Source organism: Paracoccus denitrificans (assembly GCF_900100045.1).
Classification (GTDB): Bacteria; Pseudomonadota; Alphaproteobacteria; order Rhodobacterales; family Rhodobacteraceae; genus Paracoccus; species Paracoccus denitrificans.
This window is the reverse complement of the sequence record NZ_FNEA01000023.1, coordinates 1-18,318: the sequence shown is the minus strand read 5'-3', so window position 1 is coordinate 18,318 and position 18,318 is coordinate 1. Positions and strand designations below refer to the sequence as shown.

The 18,318-nt window shown below is 67.0% G+C and carries 14 protein-coding genes; 2 read left to right on the top strand and 12 right to left on the bottom strand.

Going from position 1 to position 18,318, the window contains the following annotated elements:
* Positions 1-40 precede the first annotated feature (40 nt).
* From BLT64_RS18620 to BLT64_RS18570, 11 genes are all read right to left on the bottom strand, one after another.
* The gene (locus tag BLT64_RS18620; protein WP_011750491.1) at positions 41-2,356 is read right to left on the bottom strand and encodes a hydantoinase B/oxoprolinase family protein; all 2,316 of its coding nucleotides are present in this window, start codon (positions 2,354-2,356) and stop codon (positions 41-43) included.
* 24 nt (positions 2,357-2,380) lie between these two features.
* Positions 2,381-4,534, bottom strand: coding sequence for a hydantoinase/oxoprolinase family protein (locus BLT64_RS18615; protein ID WP_041530459.1), 2,154 nt, complete (start codon positions 4,532-4,534; stop codon positions 2,381-2,383).
* Between the two features lie 138 nt (positions 4,535-4,672).
* Positions 4,673-6,478 (bottom strand): sigma-54-dependent Fis family transcriptional regulator, encoded by a 1,806-nt coding sequence (locus tag BLT64_RS18610; RefSeq protein WP_496559548.1) that lies wholly within the window; start codon positions 6,476-6,478, stop codon positions 4,673-4,675.
* 139 nt (positions 6,479-6,617) lie between these two features.
* A complete protein-coding gene (locus BLT64_RS18605; protein WP_011750494.1) occupies positions 6,618-7,388 on the bottom strand; it encodes a FadR/GntR family transcriptional regulator in 771 nt (256 codons plus the stop codon).
* An 8-nt stretch (positions 7,389-7,396) separates the two neighbouring features.
* Positions 7,397-8,881, bottom strand: coding sequence for a M81 family metallopeptidase (locus BLT64_RS18600; RefSeq protein ID WP_011750495.1), 1,485 nt, complete (start codon positions 8,879-8,881; stop codon positions 7,397-7,399).
* On the bottom strand, positions 8,878-10,137 hold the full coding sequence (locus BLT64_RS18595; RefSeq protein ID WP_041530667.1) for a Zn-dependent hydrolase: 1,260 nt from the start codon (positions 10,135-10,137) through the stop codon (positions 8,878-8,880). Before BLT64_RS18595 ends, BLT64_RS18600 begins: the two co-directional genes overlap by 4 nt.
* 11 nt (positions 10,138-10,148) lie before the next feature.
* Complete coding sequence (locus tag BLT64_RS18590) at positions 10,149-10,853, bottom strand: ABC transporter ATP-binding protein (RefSeq protein WP_011750497.1); 705 nt, start codon at positions 10,851-10,853, stop codon at positions 10,149-10,151.
* The gene (locus BLT64_RS18585) at positions 10,850-11,617 is read right to left on the bottom strand and encodes an ABC transporter ATP-binding protein (protein ID WP_011750498.1); all 768 of its coding nucleotides are present in this window, start codon (positions 11,615-11,617) and stop codon (positions 10,850-10,852) included. The genes BLT64_RS18590 and BLT64_RS18585 overlap by 4 nt, the downstream gene beginning before the upstream one ends.
* A 1-nt stretch (position 11,618) precedes the next feature.
* Positions 11,619-12,590, bottom strand: coding sequence for a branched-chain amino acid ABC transporter permease (locus BLT64_RS18580; protein WP_232290580.1), 972 nt, complete (start codon positions 12,588-12,590; stop codon positions 11,619-11,621).
* A 2-nt stretch (positions 12,591-12,592) separates the two neighbouring features.
* Positions 12,593-13,447, bottom strand: a complete 855-nt coding sequence (locus BLT64_RS18575) for a branched-chain amino acid ABC transporter permease (protein WP_041530460.1) — start codon at positions 13,445-13,447, stop codon at positions 12,593-12,595.
* Between the two features lie 64 nt (positions 13,448-13,511).
* The gene (locus BLT64_RS18570) at positions 13,512-14,723 is read right to left on the bottom strand and encodes an ABC transporter substrate-binding protein (protein ID WP_011750501.1); all 1,212 of its coding nucleotides are present in this window, start codon (positions 14,721-14,723) and stop codon (positions 13,512-13,514) included.
* 334 nt (positions 14,724-15,057) lie between these two features.
* On the opposite strand from BLT64_RS18570, the gene tpa reads away from it, so the two are divergent.
* Complete coding sequence (gene tpa / locus BLT64_RS18565; RefSeq protein WP_011750502.1) at positions 15,058-16,437, top strand: hypotaurine--pyruvate aminotransferase Tpa; 1,380 nt, start codon at positions 15,058-15,060, stop codon at positions 16,435-16,437.
* A gap of 62 nt (positions 16,438-16,499) precedes the next feature.
* Positions 16,500-17,999, top strand: coding sequence for a MocR-like pyridoxine biosynthesis transcription factor PdxR (gene pdxR, locus BLT64_RS18560; RefSeq protein ID WP_011750503.1), 1,500 nt, complete (start codon positions 16,500-16,502; stop codon positions 17,997-17,999).
* Here pdxR and BLT64_RS18555 read toward each other — a convergent pair.
* Positions 17,983-18,318, bottom strand: a 336-nt coding sequence (locus tag BLT64_RS18555) for a phosphate acyltransferase (RefSeq protein WP_217633919.1), incomplete at its 5' end; no start/stop codon positions are given. The genes pdxR and BLT64_RS18555 overlap by 17 nt on opposite strands.

Below are 18,318 nucleotides of genomic sequence, written 5' to 3'. Positions count from 1 at the left end.
CCGGGGGCGGCGGCGTCGCAGGAGACGCCGCCGGGACGGTTCATTCCTCGACGAACTGGACGGTCTTCACGTCCGGCAGTTCCGAGATGTCCATGGAGTATTCGCGCCCATAGGACGGGATCGGCAGGTCGGCCTCCATGAGCTTCCAGTCGGCGGGCAGGTTCCAGAAGCTGCGGAACTGCTGCTCGAAGCGCGGGCCCAGCTTGAAGGATGCGGCGAACATCTGCTGGACATGGGTGCCGGCATCCTTGGCGAGGATCTTCTCGCGCTCGGATTCCATCCACTGCCGGGTGGGGACGGATTCCTCCAGCCGTGCCTTGCGGATCGCCTTGCGCTTCGCCTCGGTCGCGGCCTGATCGACGCCCTGCATGCCGTCGCCGGCCTGGGCAAGGATCACGCCATAGACGCTTTCGGCAAAGCGGGGCAGCAGGTAGCCGCCGTTCACGTCGTCGGCCACCTTCTGCGGCTCGCGGTCCAGCGGATCGCCGAAACCCGGACCGCCCCGCATGTAGTTCAGATACAGGTCGTAGTCCTTGAACATCGCCTCGGTGGTGATGGCCTGCTTGTCGCGCTTGATCCGCGCATCGGGCAGCATCGCCTCCCAGGTCGGGTTCTCGGGGTCGGTGTCGCCGCCATGCGGGATGGCGCCGCCCTCGGCGATGATCTCCTTGAGCCGGGTGTCATGCGCTTCGAAGCGATAGCCCGAGGCCGCCGGATAGCCGCCCATCAGCCCCCAGTCCGAGCTGATATGGCCGTTGCCCATGAAGAACATCGTCCAGTCCTTGGCGTTCCATACCATGCGCAGGCTTTCAAAGCCGCAGCCGCCGCGATACTTGCCGGCGCCGCCGGAACTCGCCTTGATCTGCCGGCCCAGATAGACCAGCGGCTCGGCCAGTTCCCAGATCTCCATGTCGCCCATGTCGCCTTCCGGGTTCCACACTGCGGCGGCATGGCTGATGCCGTCCATATGCGCGCTGGCCCCGACCCCGTTCGCCGCGCATTCGAACGAGTTGACGGCATGGATCTCGTCATACTGGTTGAAGCCGCCGCCCTGCAGCCAGTTCGAGGTATTGGCGTTGCCGACGTTCACCTCTTCCAGGTAGCCGCGGCCGAAATAGGCCCGGCTGAGACCCCGCCACAGCGCCGTCCATGAGCTGACGAGGAAGTGCCAGGAATAGCTGAAGGCCACGCGCCGGTCGTCCGGGTTCATCCAGGTGCCCTTGGGCAGGCGGAACTCTGTCCCGTAGGCGGCGCCGTCGTTGATCATCTCGGTCGGGATCAGCGATTGCGTCATCATCACCCAGATGCCGGAGGTGAAGCTGACCTGATGGGCGTTGTAGGTATGCCAGCCCCAGCGGGACGAGCCCTCGAAGTCCAGCCGCCAGGTGCCGTCGCCGCGGATGGTGATCTCGGACGGCGTGTGCATGATCGTGTCGACCTTGGCAAAGTCGGACGGAACCCGCACGTCTTCATGCGCATAGGGCACGTCGACGAAGCCGACTTGGCGATACTTGCCGGGAATGGTCATCGCCTTGATGCGGGCCTGAAGGCCGACCCGGCCGTGCTCGACCGCCTCATAGGCGAATTTCCAATAGGACTCGATGCCCTCGTCGGCGATGACCTCCTGCACCAGGTCGCGGATCATGTGGCAGCCGGCGACGCGGGTGCGTTCGTCCAGCATCCAGTAGCGCGTGGTGCGCACCATGCGCTGGCTTTCATGCAGCCAGTCGCGGAACAGCGTGTCGTTCTCGCCGATCTTGCGGCAGGTGATCGAATAGCCGTCGCCGAACCGCTGCACCTGCCCGGTGGACATCGAGCCCGGCCCGACCGAGCCGGTGTCGATCACATGGGTGACGCCGCCGACCCAGCCGATCAGCTCGCCCTCGTGAAAGATCGGCACGATGGTGTGGATGTCGCAGGGATGGACGTTGCCGATCAGGCTGTCGTTGTTGCAGAAGATGTCCTTGTCGCGGATGCCGGGGTTATCCTCCCAGCCGTTCTCGATCATGTACTTGATCGCCGCGCCCATGGTGCCGACATGGATGATGATGCCGGTCGAGGTCAGGATCGAATCGCCCGCCGCGTTGTAGAGGGTGAAGCACAGTTCCCCCTCTTGCTCGACGATGGGCGAGGCGGCGATCTTCTTGGCGGTCTCGCGCGCGTCCACCACCCCGGCACGCAGCCGCGAGAACAGCTTGTTGTATTTGATCGGGTCGCTGTCGCGCAGCTCCGTCTGCTGCAGGCCGGCGTAATGCCTGGTCCGCTTCGTGGCCTCCATCAGCCGGTCGCGATGTTCCTTCAGGGTCTCGCCGCCGCGCACGATGCCGCGGTTCTCGACCTTGGATTGAATGTTCATGACTTCATCTCCTCCCTGAGACCGTCAGATTTCCTTGAGGTGGAAAAGCCGGTGCCCGTCGAGCCAGGTCTCGAAGCCGCCCGGCACGACAAAGGTCGTGGCGTCGGATTCGATGATCGCGGGGCCGGTGATGCGGTTGCCGGGGCGCAGTTTCTCCATCTGGTAAAGCTGCGCGTTCACCCATTTCTTGTGGCGATAGAACTTGCGGGTGCCCAGCTTCGATTCTTCGGGCGGCGCTTCGCCCTGCAATTCCTCTTTCGGGATCCGCGGCTTGGGGATCGGCACCGTACCGCGCATGATCGCGCCCGTGACCGAATAGCCAAGTTCGGGCGAGCGCGCCGAGGCGGCGTAGACGCGGCCATAGGTGTCGTTGAACGCCTCGACCAGCCGGTCCCAGTCCTCGGCCGAACGCGCCTCCATGATCGGGCTTTCGATCTCCAGGTCGTTCAGCTGGCCGCGATATTGCATGCGGAAGCCCGGTTGCAGTTGCACCTTGTCGGGGCTGTAGCCGTTGATCTCGAACTCTTCGAGGACGCGTTCCTTCAGCTCTTCCCAGGCGGCCTGCAGCGTCTCGGCCTGCGTGGTCTTCAGCGCATCGGGGGCATCGGGGGCGATGTTGATGTCCAGCGACTTGTCATAGCGGTATTCGAAATCCGCCGCCGCGCAGCCGAAGGCCGAGAAGCCCGCAGCCCAGGCCGGCACGATCACGTCCTCGAAGCCCAGCCCCTCGGTATAGCCGTAGGTATGGACCGGACCCGCGCCGCCATAGCTGAAGCAGACGAAGTTGCCCGGCGTCGAACCCTTGCCCGAGATCATCGAGCGCAGATAGTCGCGCAGGTCGCTGTCCAGCAATTCGATGACGCCCGCCGCCGCATCCTCGACCGACAGGCCCAGCGGATCGGCGATCTGTTCCTTCATCGCGTTCCAGGCGCGCTCGCGGTCCAGCTTGACCTGGCCGCCCAGGAAGTTGTCGGGGTTCAGATAGCCCAGGATGACGTGGCAGTCCGAGATGGTGACGGTCTCGATCCCCGATTCGGCCCAGCAGACGCCGACCCGGTAGCCCGCCGAATCCGGCCCCAGCTTGATCGCCTTGGTATAGGGGTCCAGCCGGATGAAGCTGCCCGCCCCCGCGCCGACCGAATCCATCGCGACCAGCGGCAGCGACAGCACCAGCCGCGCCATGTCCGGGTCGTTGCGGATCGTCAGCTCGTTCTGGGTGATCAGCGCCACGTCGAACGAGGTACCGCCGATATCCGAACAGGCGATGTTGGAATAGCCCAGCACCTCGCCCAGGTATTTGGCGCCGATCACCCCGCCGATGGGCCCCGAGACGATGGTGCGCGCCAGTTCCTTGGCCTTCCAGCTGATGGTGCCGCCATGGGTCGCCATCACCCGGAAGTCGAATTTCGAGCCGTTCTCCTTGAAGGCCGAAGAGATCTTGTTCAGCGTCTGCCGCGAAGGCTCGGCGGCATAGGCCTCCAGGATCGTGGTGTTGGTGCGATGGGTCTCCTTGCGCACCGGGTAATAGTCGGTCGAGGCAAAGACCGGGATCGCCTTGCCCGATTTCTCGACCTCCTCCAGCACGATGTCGCGCACCCGGCGCTCATGGGCGGGGTTGCGATAGCTGTGCAGAAGCGAGATCACGATGCCCTCGACATCCTGGGCGATCAGTTCGCGCGCCGCCTGGCGGGCGGTTTCCTCGCGCAGCGGGATGACCACGGTGCCGGACATGTCCACCCGCTCCATCACGCCGCGGGTCAGGTGACGCGGCACCAGCGGCTCGTCATAATAATGCGTGTTCAGGTGGATCCGGTCCTCATAGGCAAAGCCCAGATAGGCCTGGATCGCGCGGCCCATGCGGTGGAAGTCCTCCATCCCCGCATTGACGATCAGCCCGCAGCGCAGCCCCTTGCGCTGCACCACGCGATTCAGCATCGCGGTGCCGGAATAGACTCCGGTCTGGATTTCCGACAGCGCCTCGTCCAGCGTCAGCCCCCAATGCTCCAGCCCCTCCTTCGAGCTGGCGATCAGGCCGAGCGCCTCGTTCTGCGGTGTCGACTGGGCCTTGCCGACCACGAAGTCCCCGTCGCTGTCGACGAAGAACGTGTCGGTCATGGTGCCGCCGGCGTCGATGCCCAGCACCTGCACCTTTCGATGCGATTCCTTGTCCAATGGCATGGTTTTTCCTCCTCCCATTGCGCCACCTTCCCGTGGCGTATGGAAAGGATGCAGCCGCTGCGGCTGCGGGTGTTGTCCGGTTTTCGGACATCGTGCCGGACATGCTGCGGACGCAATGACGCGGTGCGGAAAGCGCCGTCAGTGCTTGCGGGCGCGCGGCACCCCGTATTGTTCCAGCTTGAGGTAAAGCGTCGAGCGCGAGATCCCCAGGCGCCGCGCCGTTTCGGTCATGTTGCCGCCGCATGCGGCCACCGCATCGAGGATCTCGACCCTCTCGCGGTCGCGCAACGTCTCCTCGCGGCCCGGTCGCCTGCCCCGCGCGATGGCCGGGGGCAGGTCCGCCGCATCGACGAGCCGGCTGAAGGACGTGGCTGAAAGCGCCTCGACAAGATTGCGCAATTCGCGCAGGTTTCCCGGCCAGTCATAGGCTTGCAGTCGCAGCATGGCGGCCGGCGTGAAGCGGACGACGCCCTTCCGTCGGTCCGAACAGGTTTCCGAGAAATGCCTGACCAGGTCCGGCAGGTCCGCGCGCCGCTCCGCGAGCGAAGGCAGCCGCAGCACGGCGCCCGAGAGCCGGAAATGCAGATCGGCCCGCAGGCGCTCGGCCGCCAGGCGTTCCGAAAGCGGCACCGAAGACAGGCTGATCACCTGCACCGGCGCGGCCCGCTGAAGCTGTGCCAGCGACTGCGCCAGCGCGACCTGGACCGGCAGGGGCGTTTCCACCGGCTCGTCCAGAATCAGCGTGCCGCCGCCGTCGGACAGCCGCGCCAGCCATTCGCCGCCCGGCGCGCCGCGCAGCATCGCGGGCTCCAGCAGGCTGCAATCCACCAGTTCCAACGGCATCCGGGCCTGCGGGCCGGCCTCGTGCAGCGCCCGTGCCAGGGTTTCCTTGCCGCTGCCCGCCTGCCCCTTGATCACCAGGGGGACGCCGCTTTCGACAAGCTTCGCGGCCTCGTCGCAGATCGGCGCCATCATCGACCCTATGCCGGCAATGGCCGGCAGGTCGATGCGGTCCTTGCGTTCGCCGCGGCGCCTGATCGGGAAGCTGACGACCAGCCCCAGCGCCTCGCCACGGCTGAGGATCAGATCGACGCCCGCTTCGGGCAAGGCGGCGCTGAACCGCTCGGCCAGCAGGTGCGGATCGCCCTCGAACGCAGGGGCCTCGGCCAGACCGGCGGTCGCCGGCCCGAGCTTGGTGCTGAGCCGTTCGGAGGCGCCCGATGCCCAGACCTGCCGGCCATAGCGGTCGAAGACGGCCATGTCGCCCCCGCGACCCGCGCCCATGCCGGAGGAAAGCAGATGGCCGATCAATGCCTCGCGCTCTTGCAACTCCAGCGCGCGCAGCGCCTCTTCGATCTGCAGCGCCAGGCTGACCGAAAGCGCCGCGCCCCGGCGCATCCGTTCCTGGGCGGGGGCCGAAATATCCACCACGCCAAGCATCTTGCCCGTCACGGGGTCGTGGATCGGTGCCGCGGCGCAGGACCAGTGGTGGATCGCTTCGCAGAAATGCTCGACCCCGGTGATGCTGACCGGCTTGCCCAGATGCAGCGCCGTGCCGATCGCATTGGTGCCGATGGCGGCCTCGTCCCACCGCCCGCCGGGCTGGAGGTGGTTCTCGGCGCCGCGCGACAGCACGCGCGCATCCCCCGCCGCCTCGAGCACGACGCCCTTCTGGTCGCAGAGCAGCAGCATGGCGCCCGCGTCATCGAGCATGTAGCCGGTGCGCCGGACGGCGAGTTTCGCGGCTTCGCGCAGGCGCGTGTTTCTGGACCGAAGATTGTTCAGTTCGTCCTGACCCAATGACGGCGCCTGCCGCAACGCATGCAGCCTCGCGCCCTCCTTTGACCGAACCCAGGATCTGAGCACGACTTCTCGAACGCTTGGGGGCACGCTCCCCAAGGCACGAAAGCGTTCCCAGTCCTCCTTCTGGATGCTTTCCGCCATCATCTGCGCCCTCTGGTGAGGTAGGGGAAGATAAGGGACCGCACCCCGGTGATGTCAAGAAAACAGTTGCGCCGCCGTGCTGGTCTTGCGCAGGCGGGGTCCGCCACGGATGCGCGGCCTCACCGCCGCGTTCTGGCGTTCAGAACCGGCTCAGAAGGTCCGAGCGGAACGAGGCGTCCAGCCGGCGCATGTAGCTTTCCGCGCAGCACATGTGTTCGTGCATGATGCGGGCGGCGGCATCGCCGTCCTCGGCGCGAAACGCGGCCAGAAGCTGCCTGTGGCTTTCGATATTCGCCTCGCCGAAGATCTCGTGCTCGCGCATGCTTTCGCTGCGATAGCTGACCAGATCCCGCAGCATGCTGTTCAGGAAGCGGCACATGAAGACCAGGATCACGTTGTCCGAGGCTTCGCAGAGGATGTCGTGGAACTCGGTCTCGGCCCGGCGCACCAGGGCGCGATCCTGCGCCGCGTTCGCCTCTTCGCAGATGCGGACGTTCTCTTCCAGCCGGCGGAAATGCGCGGGCGCCAGCTTGCCGATGACGTTGCGCGCCAGGCTGACCTCCAGCGACTGGCGCAGCTCATAGACCTGGGCGAAGTCGATCTTCTGGAAATGCAGGTATTGTCGCAGCTGCTGGGTGACGATGTCGATCGAGGCTGGCTGGATCTCGGGGCCGCCGTTCGGACCCGAGAGCATGCGCACCAGCCCCTCGACCTCCAGCGCTTTCAGCGCCTCGCGGATGGTGCCTTTCGAGCAGCCGTAATGCTCCATCAGCGCACGCTCATGCGGCAGCCGGTCGCCGGGGCGCAACCCGTCGCGGGCGATGCGGCGGCGGATGTCCTCGGCCACCTGATCCGACAGCTTGATGCGGGTCAGCCTGCGTTCCCTGCCTGCCGGTGCGTCCTGATCCATGCGGTCCTTCAGTCTTGCCAGATTGTCCCGGGGTCCAGCGGATATATGGGCCGGGCCAATTTTTTGAAAGCAAAGAGATCGTAATCCGAGGCGGTTACGCCCGAGCTTGCGCATTCCACCACGGCTTTCGCAAGCGGCTCGAAGACCGGGCGGCAATACATGCGCGATTTCAGGTGCAGGAAGCGCGCGCTGGCGGCATCGAGGCCGAGGCTGGCGAACACGCCCAGGTCCAGCGGCTCATGCGGTTCCTCGCAGATCACGATGCGCGCGGCGCCGGTGTCGAATGCGGCGGCACGGCCCATGCAAAGCTCCTGCCCGTTGTAGATCGGCCCGGCGACACGATAGTGCCCGTCGGACAGCGCCGTCACGCGACCCTTCAGCCGCAGCGGCGGGCGGGGCGCGGGCAGGCCCTCGGCCGGGGTCTTGTTGCCAAGCGCGATCTCGGCCTCGGCCCCCTCGCCCGCCGCGAAAAGCCGGGCCACGGTTTCGGGATCGGCAACGGGACCGACAAGGATGCCCTGTTGCCCGGCGGCCATCAGCTCCTCCAGTACGTCCATCACGTCGCAGCTGCCACCCGACATGCAGTTGTCGCCGTGGTCCAGAAGCAGCACCGGCGCCGAACCGTCGGCCAGCGCGGCGGCGCGGGCGATGGATCGGACCAAGGGCTCCTCGGCATAGACGTATTCGGCGCGTCGCTGCCATGCCTCGCGGCCCAGTTCCCGGGCCACCTCGCGCGCAAGCTCCGGCGTGTCGGCGACAGTGACGATGGACAGGCCGGTCTCGGCCAGGTCGGCGATGGGAAAGCCGCCGAAGACCGTCGCCGCCTGCACGCCCGGCCGCGCCTCGGCCTGCCGCGCCAGCGCGATCAGGTCGGTCATGGCGCAATCGGTGGTGGTGTTCATGCACAGCGTCGCCGCCAGCATCGGCGGATGGCACAGCGCCATGGCCGGACGCGGGGCGCCGGAAAGCAGCGGTTCGAACAGGCGCAGGACATGTTCTCCGGTTTCGACCATGTCCACATGCGGATAGGTCTTGAAGCCGACAATCACGTCGCAATGCTCCAGCATGCCTCCGGTGATGTTGCCATGCAGGTCCAGCGCCACGCCGATGGGCACGCCCGGCGCGGCGGCGCGGATGCGGCGCAACAACTCGCCCTCGCCATCGCCATGGCTGCGGGTGACCATGGCGCCATGCAGGTCCAGCAGGATGCCGTCGCAGCCCCTTTCGACCGCCGCCAGGATGGCCTGTGCCATGGCCTCGAAGGCATCGTCCTCAACGGGCCCCGAGGGCATGGCATGGGCCAGCACTGGCACCTCGACCTCGGCGCCGATGCGACGGGCGAAGGCGTGGAAGGCGCCGATGGCGGCGGGATAGCTCTCGGCCGCGGCCAGCGCATCCTCGCCCCATCTCGGGGCAAAGGCGGCCAGCGGGGTCTTGACCGGCGAGAAGGTGTTGGTCTCGTGGTTCAGCCGGGCCAGGACAAGGCGGGTCATGCGGCCGCCCCCTTGCGGGCCTCGGCCATGCGGCGGTCGTAGTCCAGCACCGCCTCCAGCAGCACCTGCGCGCCGGCGGCGCATTCCGCGGGCTCGGTCGATTCGGCGGGGTTGTGGCTCAGCCCGTCCTTGCAGGGCACGAAGATCATCGTCGTCGGCGCCACGGCCGCCGCATGGGCCGCGTCATGGCCGGCGCCCGAGATGATGTCGCGCGTCGAATAGCCCGCCGCCCGCGCTCCCGTCCGCACCGAGGCGATGCATTCGGCATCGAAAACCACCGGCGCGGTGCGCGAGATCTGCTCCAGCCGGTGCGTGAGCCCGACCGCTTCGGCGGCATCGCGCACCAGTTCCTCGACCTCGGCCTGCATCCGGTCCAGCACCGCGTCTGAAGGGTGGCGCAGGTCGATGGTGGCGCGCACCTCGCCGGGGATCACGTTATGCGAGTTCGGGCCGATCTCCAGAAAGCCGATGGTGCCCACCGCGTCGGGATGCGCCTTGGCGATGCGGTCGATACCCTCGATCACCCGCGCCATGCCCAGCAGCGCGTTGCGACGCATCCCCATCGGGGTCGAGCCGGTATGCGCCGCGGTGCCGGTCATGGTCAGGTCGAACCAGCGCATGCCCTGAATGCCCTGCACCACGCCGATCTCGACCCCCTCGGCTTCCAGGATCGGGCCCTGCTCGATATGCAGCTCGAACATCGCGCCAAAGCGGACCGCGCCCGCCCTGGCCTCGCCGCGATAGCCGATGCGGTCGAGGCTGGCGCCGAACGTGTCGCCGCGGGCATCTGCCCGCCCGTCGCCGTATTCGCGGCTATAGACCCCGGCCCAGATGCCCGAGCCGAGCATGGCCGGCGAAAAGCGCGAGCCCTCCTCGTTGGTCCAGTTGACCAGCATCAAGGGCGCCTCGGTCCGGTAGCCGGCGGCGTCGAGCGTGCGCAGCACCTCGAGCCCCGCCAGCACCCCCAGCACGCCGTCGAACTTGCCCCCGGTGGGCTGGGTGTCCAGATGGCTGCCCATGGCGATGGCGGGCAGGTCGGGACGGGCGCCGGGACGGGTGGCGAACATGTTGCCGGCCTCGTCCACGGTCATGCTCAGCCCCAGCGCGTCGCATCGGGCGCGCAGCCAGTCGCGCACGCGGCGGTCGTCCTCGGACAGCGTCAGCCGGGCGATGCCGCCGTCGGGCGTGGCCCCGATCCGCGCCGTTTCCATCAGGCTGTCCCACAGCCTTTCGGCGTCGATTGTCAGGTTGGACATGGTGTTTTCCTTCATGCCTTCACGCCCAGGTAGCGGTCGATGGTGTCCGGGTCGCTGCGGAACTCGTCGGCACTGGCGCAATGCATGATGCGGCCCAGTTCCAGGATGTAATGCCGGTCGGCAAGCTGGCTGCAGACGGCCAGGTTCTGCTCGACCAGCAGGATCGGGACGCCGGCCTCGCGGATCAGGCGGATCTGGGCGACGATCTCCTCGACGATGATCGGGGCCAGGCCCTCGACCGGCTCGTCGAGCATCAGCACCTTGGGACCGTTCAGCAGCGCCCGGGCGATGGAAAGCATCTGCTGCTCGCCCCCCGAAAGCTGGCCGCCGCCGTTCTTCCTGCGCTCTTCCAGTCGCGGGAAGATGCGGTAGATGTCGCCAAGCGACCATGGCGAGCCGCGCTTTTCGGCGATGCGCAGGTTCTCCTCGACGGTCAGCAGCTGGAAGATGCCGCGATCCTCGGGCACCAGCGACAGCCCGGCGGCGGCGATGCGATGCGCCGGCTGGCCGGTCATGTCGCGGCCGGCCAGTTCGACGCGGCCCTGCCGGGGCGTGATCAGCCCCACGGCGGTCTTCAGCGTCGTGCTTTTTCCGGCGCCGTTGCGGCCCAGCAGGGTGACGATCTCGCCCTGCCCGACCTCCAGCGTGACGCCTTGCAGGATGTGGCTCTTGCCGTAATAGCTGTGCAGATCGGTCAGTCGCAAAGCCGGCGTCATGCGATGTCCCCCGTGATCATGTTGCCCAGATAGGCGCGCTGCACCTCGGGGTCGTCGCGGACCTGCGCCGGTGGCCCCTCGACCAGCTTGCGGCCCAGCCGCATCACCGTGACCATGTCCGAGATGTTCATGACGATGCCCATGTTATGCTCGATGAACAGCACGGTATGGTCGCGGCCCAGGTCGCGGATCAGCTGCTTCATCGCCTCGATGTCGTCGATGCCCATGCCGGATGTCGGCTCGTCCAGCAGGATGACGCGCGGCCGCGCGGCCATGGCCATGCCGACCTCCAGCCGCCGCTGCTGGCCATGCGACAGCTCGCCCGCCAGCCGGTTCGACACGGGGGCAAGCGCCAGCCGCTCGATCACCTCGTCGGCGATGGCCAGCGCCTCGGCATTGGCCTCGGCCCGCCGCCAGGGCGCGAGCGCCTGCCACGGCGTGCGGCCCTGGGCGGCAAGGCGCAGGTTCTCGCGCAGGGCCAGGTTCGGGAACAGGCTGGTCACCTGGAACGAGCGCGCGATGCCCAGCCGCACCCGGTCGTCGTCCGAGGTGTCGGTGATGTCGCGCCCGTCCAGCTCGATCCGGCCCGAGGATGCCCGCACCCGCCCGGTCAGCGCGTGGAACAGCGTGGTCTTGCACGCCCCGTTCGGCCCGATGATCGAATGGACCGAGTTGCGGCGGATCTGCAGGTCCACCTCGGCCAGCGCGTGGAAGTTGCCGTATTTTACCCCAAGGCCGCGGGTCTGCAATGCGATGTCGGTCATCTCAATGCTCCTCGGCCGGGGTTTCGGGCGCCCGTTCGCGGCGGAAGACCAGGTCGTAGCCCCGCTCGACCAGCCCCCAGAGCCCGCGTTGCAGAAACAGCGCCACGGTGACCAGCACCAGGCCCAGCAGCAACAGCCAGCGCGGCCAGACGGTCGAAAGCGCATCGGCCAGAAGCAGGTAGAACCCCGCCCCCAGCACCGAGCCGAACAGGCTGGAGCTGCCGCCGATGATGGTCATGATCAGGATCAGCTCGCTGGTGTGGTATTCGATGTTCGACAAGGGCGCGACGCCGATCAGCATGGCATGGAGCGCGCCGCCGAAGGCCGTGACCGCGCCCGAGATGGCGAAGGCCTCAAGCTTGAACAGCTTGGTGGGAAAGCCGATGGCGGCCGCGCGCCCCTCGTTCTCGCGGATCGCCAGCAGGGTGCGGCCAAAGGTCGATTGCGTGACCATGACCAGGATCGCGAAGACCGCCACGAAACAGACCGCGACATAGGTGTAATAGGACCAGGGCGCATTCAGCGCCGTGCCGCCGACCGAGGGACGCGGCACGCCCAACAGGCCGTTGTCGCCGCCGGTCACGCCGCTGAACGTATAGGCGACGAAATAGAACAGCTGTGAAAAGGCCAGCGTCAGCATGACGAAATAGACCCCCTGCCGGCGGATCGACAGCCAGCCGACCAGCGTCGCCGTGGCCGCGCCAAGCACCGCCGCGCTGGCCAGCACCACCGGCACCGGGATCTGCCAGCGCGTCAGGCAGATGCCCGCCGCATAGGTGCCGATGCCGAAGAAGATGCCCTGGCCGAAGGACAGCAGGCCGGTATAGCCCAGAAGCAGGTTGCAGGCGGCGACGACCATGGCAAAGATCAGGATTTCGGTCGCGAGGATGCCGGATTTCAGGAACAGCGGCAGCACCAGCACGGCCAGCACCGCCAGCGCCAGCTGTGCATAGGGTTTGTCGAGCGGGTTCATGCTCATGCCCTCCCCAACAGGCCGCGGGGCATCAGCGCGATGACCAGCGCCATGCCGACATAGATCATCAGCCGCGCACCCTCGGGCCACAGCGTGGTCATGACGCTTTGCACCACGCCGACCAGCAGGCCCGCGACCAGCGCGCCGGTATAGCTGCCCATGCCGCCGATCACGACGACGACGAAGGCCACCGACAGCGCCTCGATCCCCATGAAGGGCTCGACGCCGCGGATCGGCGCGGCCAGCGCACCGGCCAGCCCCGCAAGCCCGGCGCCGAACCCGAAGACGGCGGTGTTGATGCGCAGCGTGTTGTAGCCCAGCAGTGCCATGTTCGAGGGCAACTCGGACCCGCCGCGCACGATGGCGCCCAGCCGCGTGCCCTCCAGAAGCCACCACAGCAGCCCGGCCAGGACGGCTGTGAAGCCGATGGTGAACAGCCGATATTGCGGATAGATGAAATCGCCCAGGATGACGACGCCCTGCAACCCCTCGGGCGCGGGCACCGAGCCGCCCAGCGGCCCCCAGGCGATGATCACCAGTTCCTGCACGACCAGCGCCAGGCCGACCGTCACCAGGATGTGGAAGGTATGCGGCAGCTTGTAGATGCGATGCAGCAGCAGCGCCTCGATCAGCGCGGCGATGCCGGCGACGATCAGCGTGGCCAGCGGCATGGCGGCCCAGAAGCTGAAGCCGCGCATGGTCAGGTCATAGGTCAGATAGGCGCCCAGCAGGTAGAAGGCGCCATGGGCGAAGTTCACGAACTGCAAGAGGCCGAAGATGACGCTGAGGCCGACCGCAAGCAGGAAATACAGCATCCCCAGACCGATGCCGTTCAGAACCTGGAAAAGGTAGATCACGGGCTTCTCCTGAAACCGGGCGAAAAGGCCCCGCGCGACAGGGATCGCGCGGGGAGGCGGGGGATCAGGCAGGCATGGCGCAGCCGGCATCCTCGGGCGACAGGAACGATTTGCCGGCGCTGATGATCTCGGCGTAATCGTCCTTGTCGGCCATGTCGGCCTTGGCCTTGCCCTTGAGCAGGTAATAGTCCTTGATGACCTGGTGGTCGGCGGCGCGGATCTCTTCCTCGCCGGTCAGGCCCTGGTATTTCAGCCCGTTCAGCGCCGCGGCGATGCCCGCGCCGTCCGGCGAGCCGGCCTTGACCGCCGCCTCCAGCAGCAGTTTCGAGCAGATATAGCTGCCGGCAAAGGAATAGTTCGGGTTGAAGCCGTGCTTTTCCTGCACCTTGGCGACCAGTTCGCGGTTCAGCGCCGAGTCGGCGCCGTGCCAGTATTGCGCGCCGAAATAGACGCCCTCGCAGATATCCGGCCCCAGCGCCTCGAACTGCTCCAGCCCCGAGGCCCAGGCGACGACGATGGTCATGCGTTGCTTGAGGCCGAAGCTGACCGCCTGCCGCAGCGTGTCCGAGCTTTGCGCGCCGAAGTTCAGCAGCAACAGCACGTCGGGCTGGGCGGCGATGGCATTGGTCAGGTAGCCCGAGAATTCCTTGTCGGTCAGCGAATGATAGCTGTTGCCGACATGCTCGATGCCCTTTTCCTGAAACACGTCCTTGGCAGCGTTCAGAAGCCCGTCGCCAAAGACATATTGCGGGGTGATCGTATACCACTTCTTCGCGTCGGGCAGCGCGTCGATGATCGGGCGCACCGTCTCGTTGATGGCGCCATAGGTCGGCACCGACCAGCGGAAGGTGGCCCTGTTGCAATCGACGCCGGTGATCTCGTCGGCGCCGGCGGTGGTCATGAAGGCGCCGCCGCCGCGCTCGACCTCCTTGCCCATGGCCAGCGATTCCGACGACAGGATCCCGCCCGCGAACAGCTTGACCCCGTCCTGCGCCAGCGCGTCCTGCACCTTGCGCACGGCGGTTGCGGGCTTGCCCTCGGTATCGAGGTCAAGGGTCGAGACCTGCACGCCATGCGCGGCCGCGACCTCTTCGGCGGCCAGAAGCGCGCCGATGGTGGCGAATTTGCCGTTGGCGGCGAAGGCGCCCGAGATCGGCACCGGCACGCCGATCTTCAGCGCCTCGCCCTGGGCAAGCGCGCGGGTGACAAGGCCCGGCGCGGCAAGCGAGGCGGCGGCCAGCGTGGATGTGGTCAGGAAACGACGACGATTGAGCATGAGGAAACCCTGTTGTTGGCGTTGCATTGGTTCTTGGGGAGGCAACTTTCCAAACTATACGGATAGATAGGATTATCTGTCTATAAGCAGCTTCGCGCGCAGCCATGAATATTTCACAGTGAAAACAATTGATTAATTGTTTTTGCAGCGCAGCGATGCTTTCGCGCTCGCAGAAACGGCAGCGGGAAAATGCGCGCTTCCGGCCCGAATCCCCACCCGATTCGGCCCTGCCCATGAGAAACTGGCTCCATCTATTCGCCCAATCTGGCTCTATCCCTTTGCCGCGTTCGGGCGCAGTCAGAGAGAAACGCCCTTCACCCGCAGGAGTCCGGCCATGACGCTCGATCTGAACCCCAACGACATGTCCCATGTGGTCGCGGCCGACCGCGCCCATGTCTGGCACCACCTGAGCCAGCACAAGCAGTATGAGACCATCGACCCGCGTGTCTTTGTCGAGGGCAAGGGCATGCGGCTGTGGGACGCCACCGGGCGCGAGTTCCTCGATGCCGTCTCGGGCGGCGTCTGGACCGTCAACGTGGGCTATGGCCGCGAAAGCATCGCCGATGCGATCCGCGACCAGTTGGTCAAGCTGAACTATTACGCCGGCGCGGCGGGCACCGTGCCGGGCGCGATCTTTGCGCAGAAGCTGATCGAAAAGATGCCGGGTATGACCCGGGTCTATTACTCGAACTCGGGCTCCGAGGCGAACGAGAAGGTCTACAAGATGGTGCGCCAGATCGCGGCGCGCCACCATGGCGGCAAGAAATGGAAGATCCTCTATCGCGACCGCGACTATCACGGCACCACCATCGCCACGCTGGCGACCAGCGGCCAGGACCAGCGCGCCATCGCCTACGGCCCCTTCCCCGACGGCTTCGTGCGCGTGCCGCATTGCCTTGAATACCGCAAGCAATGGGACGTGGAAAACTACGGCGAGCGCGCCGCCGACGCCATCGAGGAGGTGATCCTGCGCGAAGGCCCCGATACCGTCGGCGCCATCGTGCTGGAGCCGGTGACGGCCGGCGGCGGCGTCATCACGCCCCCCGAGGGCTATTGGCAGCGCGTGCAGGAGATCTGCCGCAAATACGACATCCTGCTGCATATCGACGAGGTGGTCTGCGGGCTTGGCCGCACCGGCACCTGGTTCGGCTATCAGCAATACGGCATCGAGCCTGATTTCGTCACCATGGCCAAGGGCGTCGCCTCGGGCTATGCGGCGATCTCCTGCACCGTCACCACCGAGCGCGTCTTCGAGATGTTCAAGGACGCGCCCGAGGACGGCATGAGCTTCTTCCGCGACATCTCGACCTTCGGCGGCTGCACCTCGGGGCCGGTGGCGGCGATCGAGAACATGCGCATCATCGAGGACGAGGGGCTGCTCGACAACACCGTCGCCATGGGCGAGCGCACGCTGGCGAACCTCAACGCGCTGATGGAGAAGCACAAGGTCATCGGCGACGTGCGCGGCAAGGGCCTGTTCTGCGGCGCCGAGCTGGTCGCGGACCGCGCCAGCAAGGAGCCGATGGACGAAAAGAAGGTGCAGGCCGTCGTGGCGGATTGCCTTGCGCAGGGCGTCATCATCGGCGCGACCAACCGGTCGTTGCCGGGCTTCAACAACACGCTCTGCCTGTCGCCGGCGCTGATCGCCACGGCCGACAACATCGACCGCATCACCGATGCCATCGACAACGCCCTGACCAAGGTTTTTGCCTGACCCTTGATCCGCGGCGGCATTCGGGGGACTGATAAGCTCCGTCAGCCGCCGCGGATCACTCCATGCCGATTCCCCCCGACGCCTTTTTCCTGGACCATGCCGCCGGCCTGCCCCTGCAGGTCCAGCTGCGGCGCCAGATCATCGCGTCGGTGACGGCAGGCCGCTTTCGGCCGGGCGAAAAGCTGCCATCGACCCGCGCGCTGGCCCTGCATTTGGGCGTGGCGCGGGTGACGGTGGCGCAGGCCTTCGCCGAGCTCGTCTCGACCGATTACCTGACCAGCCGCGACCGATCCGGCCATTACATCTCGGACAGCATCGAGCGGCGGCTCGAGGCCGAGCCCCCGGCCCCCGACGCGCCGCGCTTCGACTGGGACAGCCAGCTCGAAGGCCGTTTCGGCCGGGCGCAGCGCCGGGATCGCGAGCGCGACTGGCGCCGCTTCGCCTATCCCTTCGTCTATGGCCAGGCCGACCCGGCGCTGGTCGACCATGCCGCCTGGCGCGACTGCGCCATGCGCGCGCTGGGGCGGCGCGAATTCGACAGCCTCACCGGCGACCTCTACGACGCCGACGACCCGGAACTGGTCGACCATATCGCCCGCCAGATCCTGCCCCGGCGCGGCATCAGCGCCGGGCGGGACGAGATCCTGCTGACCATGGGGGCGCAGAACGCGCTGTGGCTGGTGGCGCAGCTGCTGTTGCGCCCCGGCGCCTCCTGCGCGGTCGAGGACCCCTCCTATCCCGGCCAGCGCGAGATCCTGACCGCCAGCCGCGCCCGCATCCTGCCGGTCCCGGTCGATGCCCGCGGCCTGCCGCCTCACGCCATCCCGCCCGGCATCTCGGCAGTCTTCACCACGGCCAGCCACCAATGCCCGACCAATTCCACCATGCCGCTGGCCCGGCGCAAGGAATTGCTGGCCCGCGCCCAGGCCCAGGGCTTCGCGGTGGTCGAGGACGATTACGAATTCGAGATGTCCTTCGCCGGCGCACCCTCGCCCGCGCTCAAGGCCATCGACCGGGCCGGGGCGGTGATCTATATCGGCTCGTTCTCGAAATCGGTCTTTCCGGGCGTGCGGCTGGGCTATGTCGTGGCCGATCCGCGCTTCATCGCCGAGGCGCGGGCGCTGCGCGGCATGGTGCTGCGCCATCCGCCCGGCCATATGCAGCGGACGCTGGCGCATTTCCTGTCGCTCGGCCATTACGACGCGCAGGCGAACCGGATGCGCCGCGCCTATGCGCAGCGGCGCGAGGTGATGCTGGCCGCCATCGCGCATGAGGGGCTGCGGCTTGCCTCGCCCGAGGCGACCGGCGGTTCCAGCTTCTGGCTGGCGACGCCCGAGGGGGTGGATTCCGCCGAACTCGCAGCCCTGCTCAAGACGCGCGACGTACTGATCGAGCCGGGCGCGGCATTCTTCGCCGCACCTTCGCGGGGCGGCGGTTTTTTCCGTCTTGCCTACTCGTCGGTCCCCGCGGACCGGATTGCTGCAGGGATCGGCCGGATCGGGGCTGCGATGCGCGAGTTGTCGGCCCATTCTGGAGCTTTTGTGTCTATTTCGTCTGCATAGCGGTTATTGCTGTTGCGTTTACGATGTCCTTGACCGAGCAGGCGCGCGAGAGGTCGTTTGCGGGTTTTGCGAGGCCTTGCAGGATGGGTCCGATGGCGGTGAGGCCTGCGAGGCGCTCGGCGATCTTGTAGCCGATATTGCCGGCGGCGAGGTCGGGGAAGACGAAGACGTTGGGCCGTCCGGTCAGCGGGCTTTCCGGGGCCTTCCTGGCCCGGATCGCCTCGTCGAGCGCGGCGTCGAACTGCATCTCGCCGTCGACCTCGAGACCCGGTGCGGCGGCGCGGATCAAGGCCAGGGCCTCGCGGATGCGGCCGAGGCT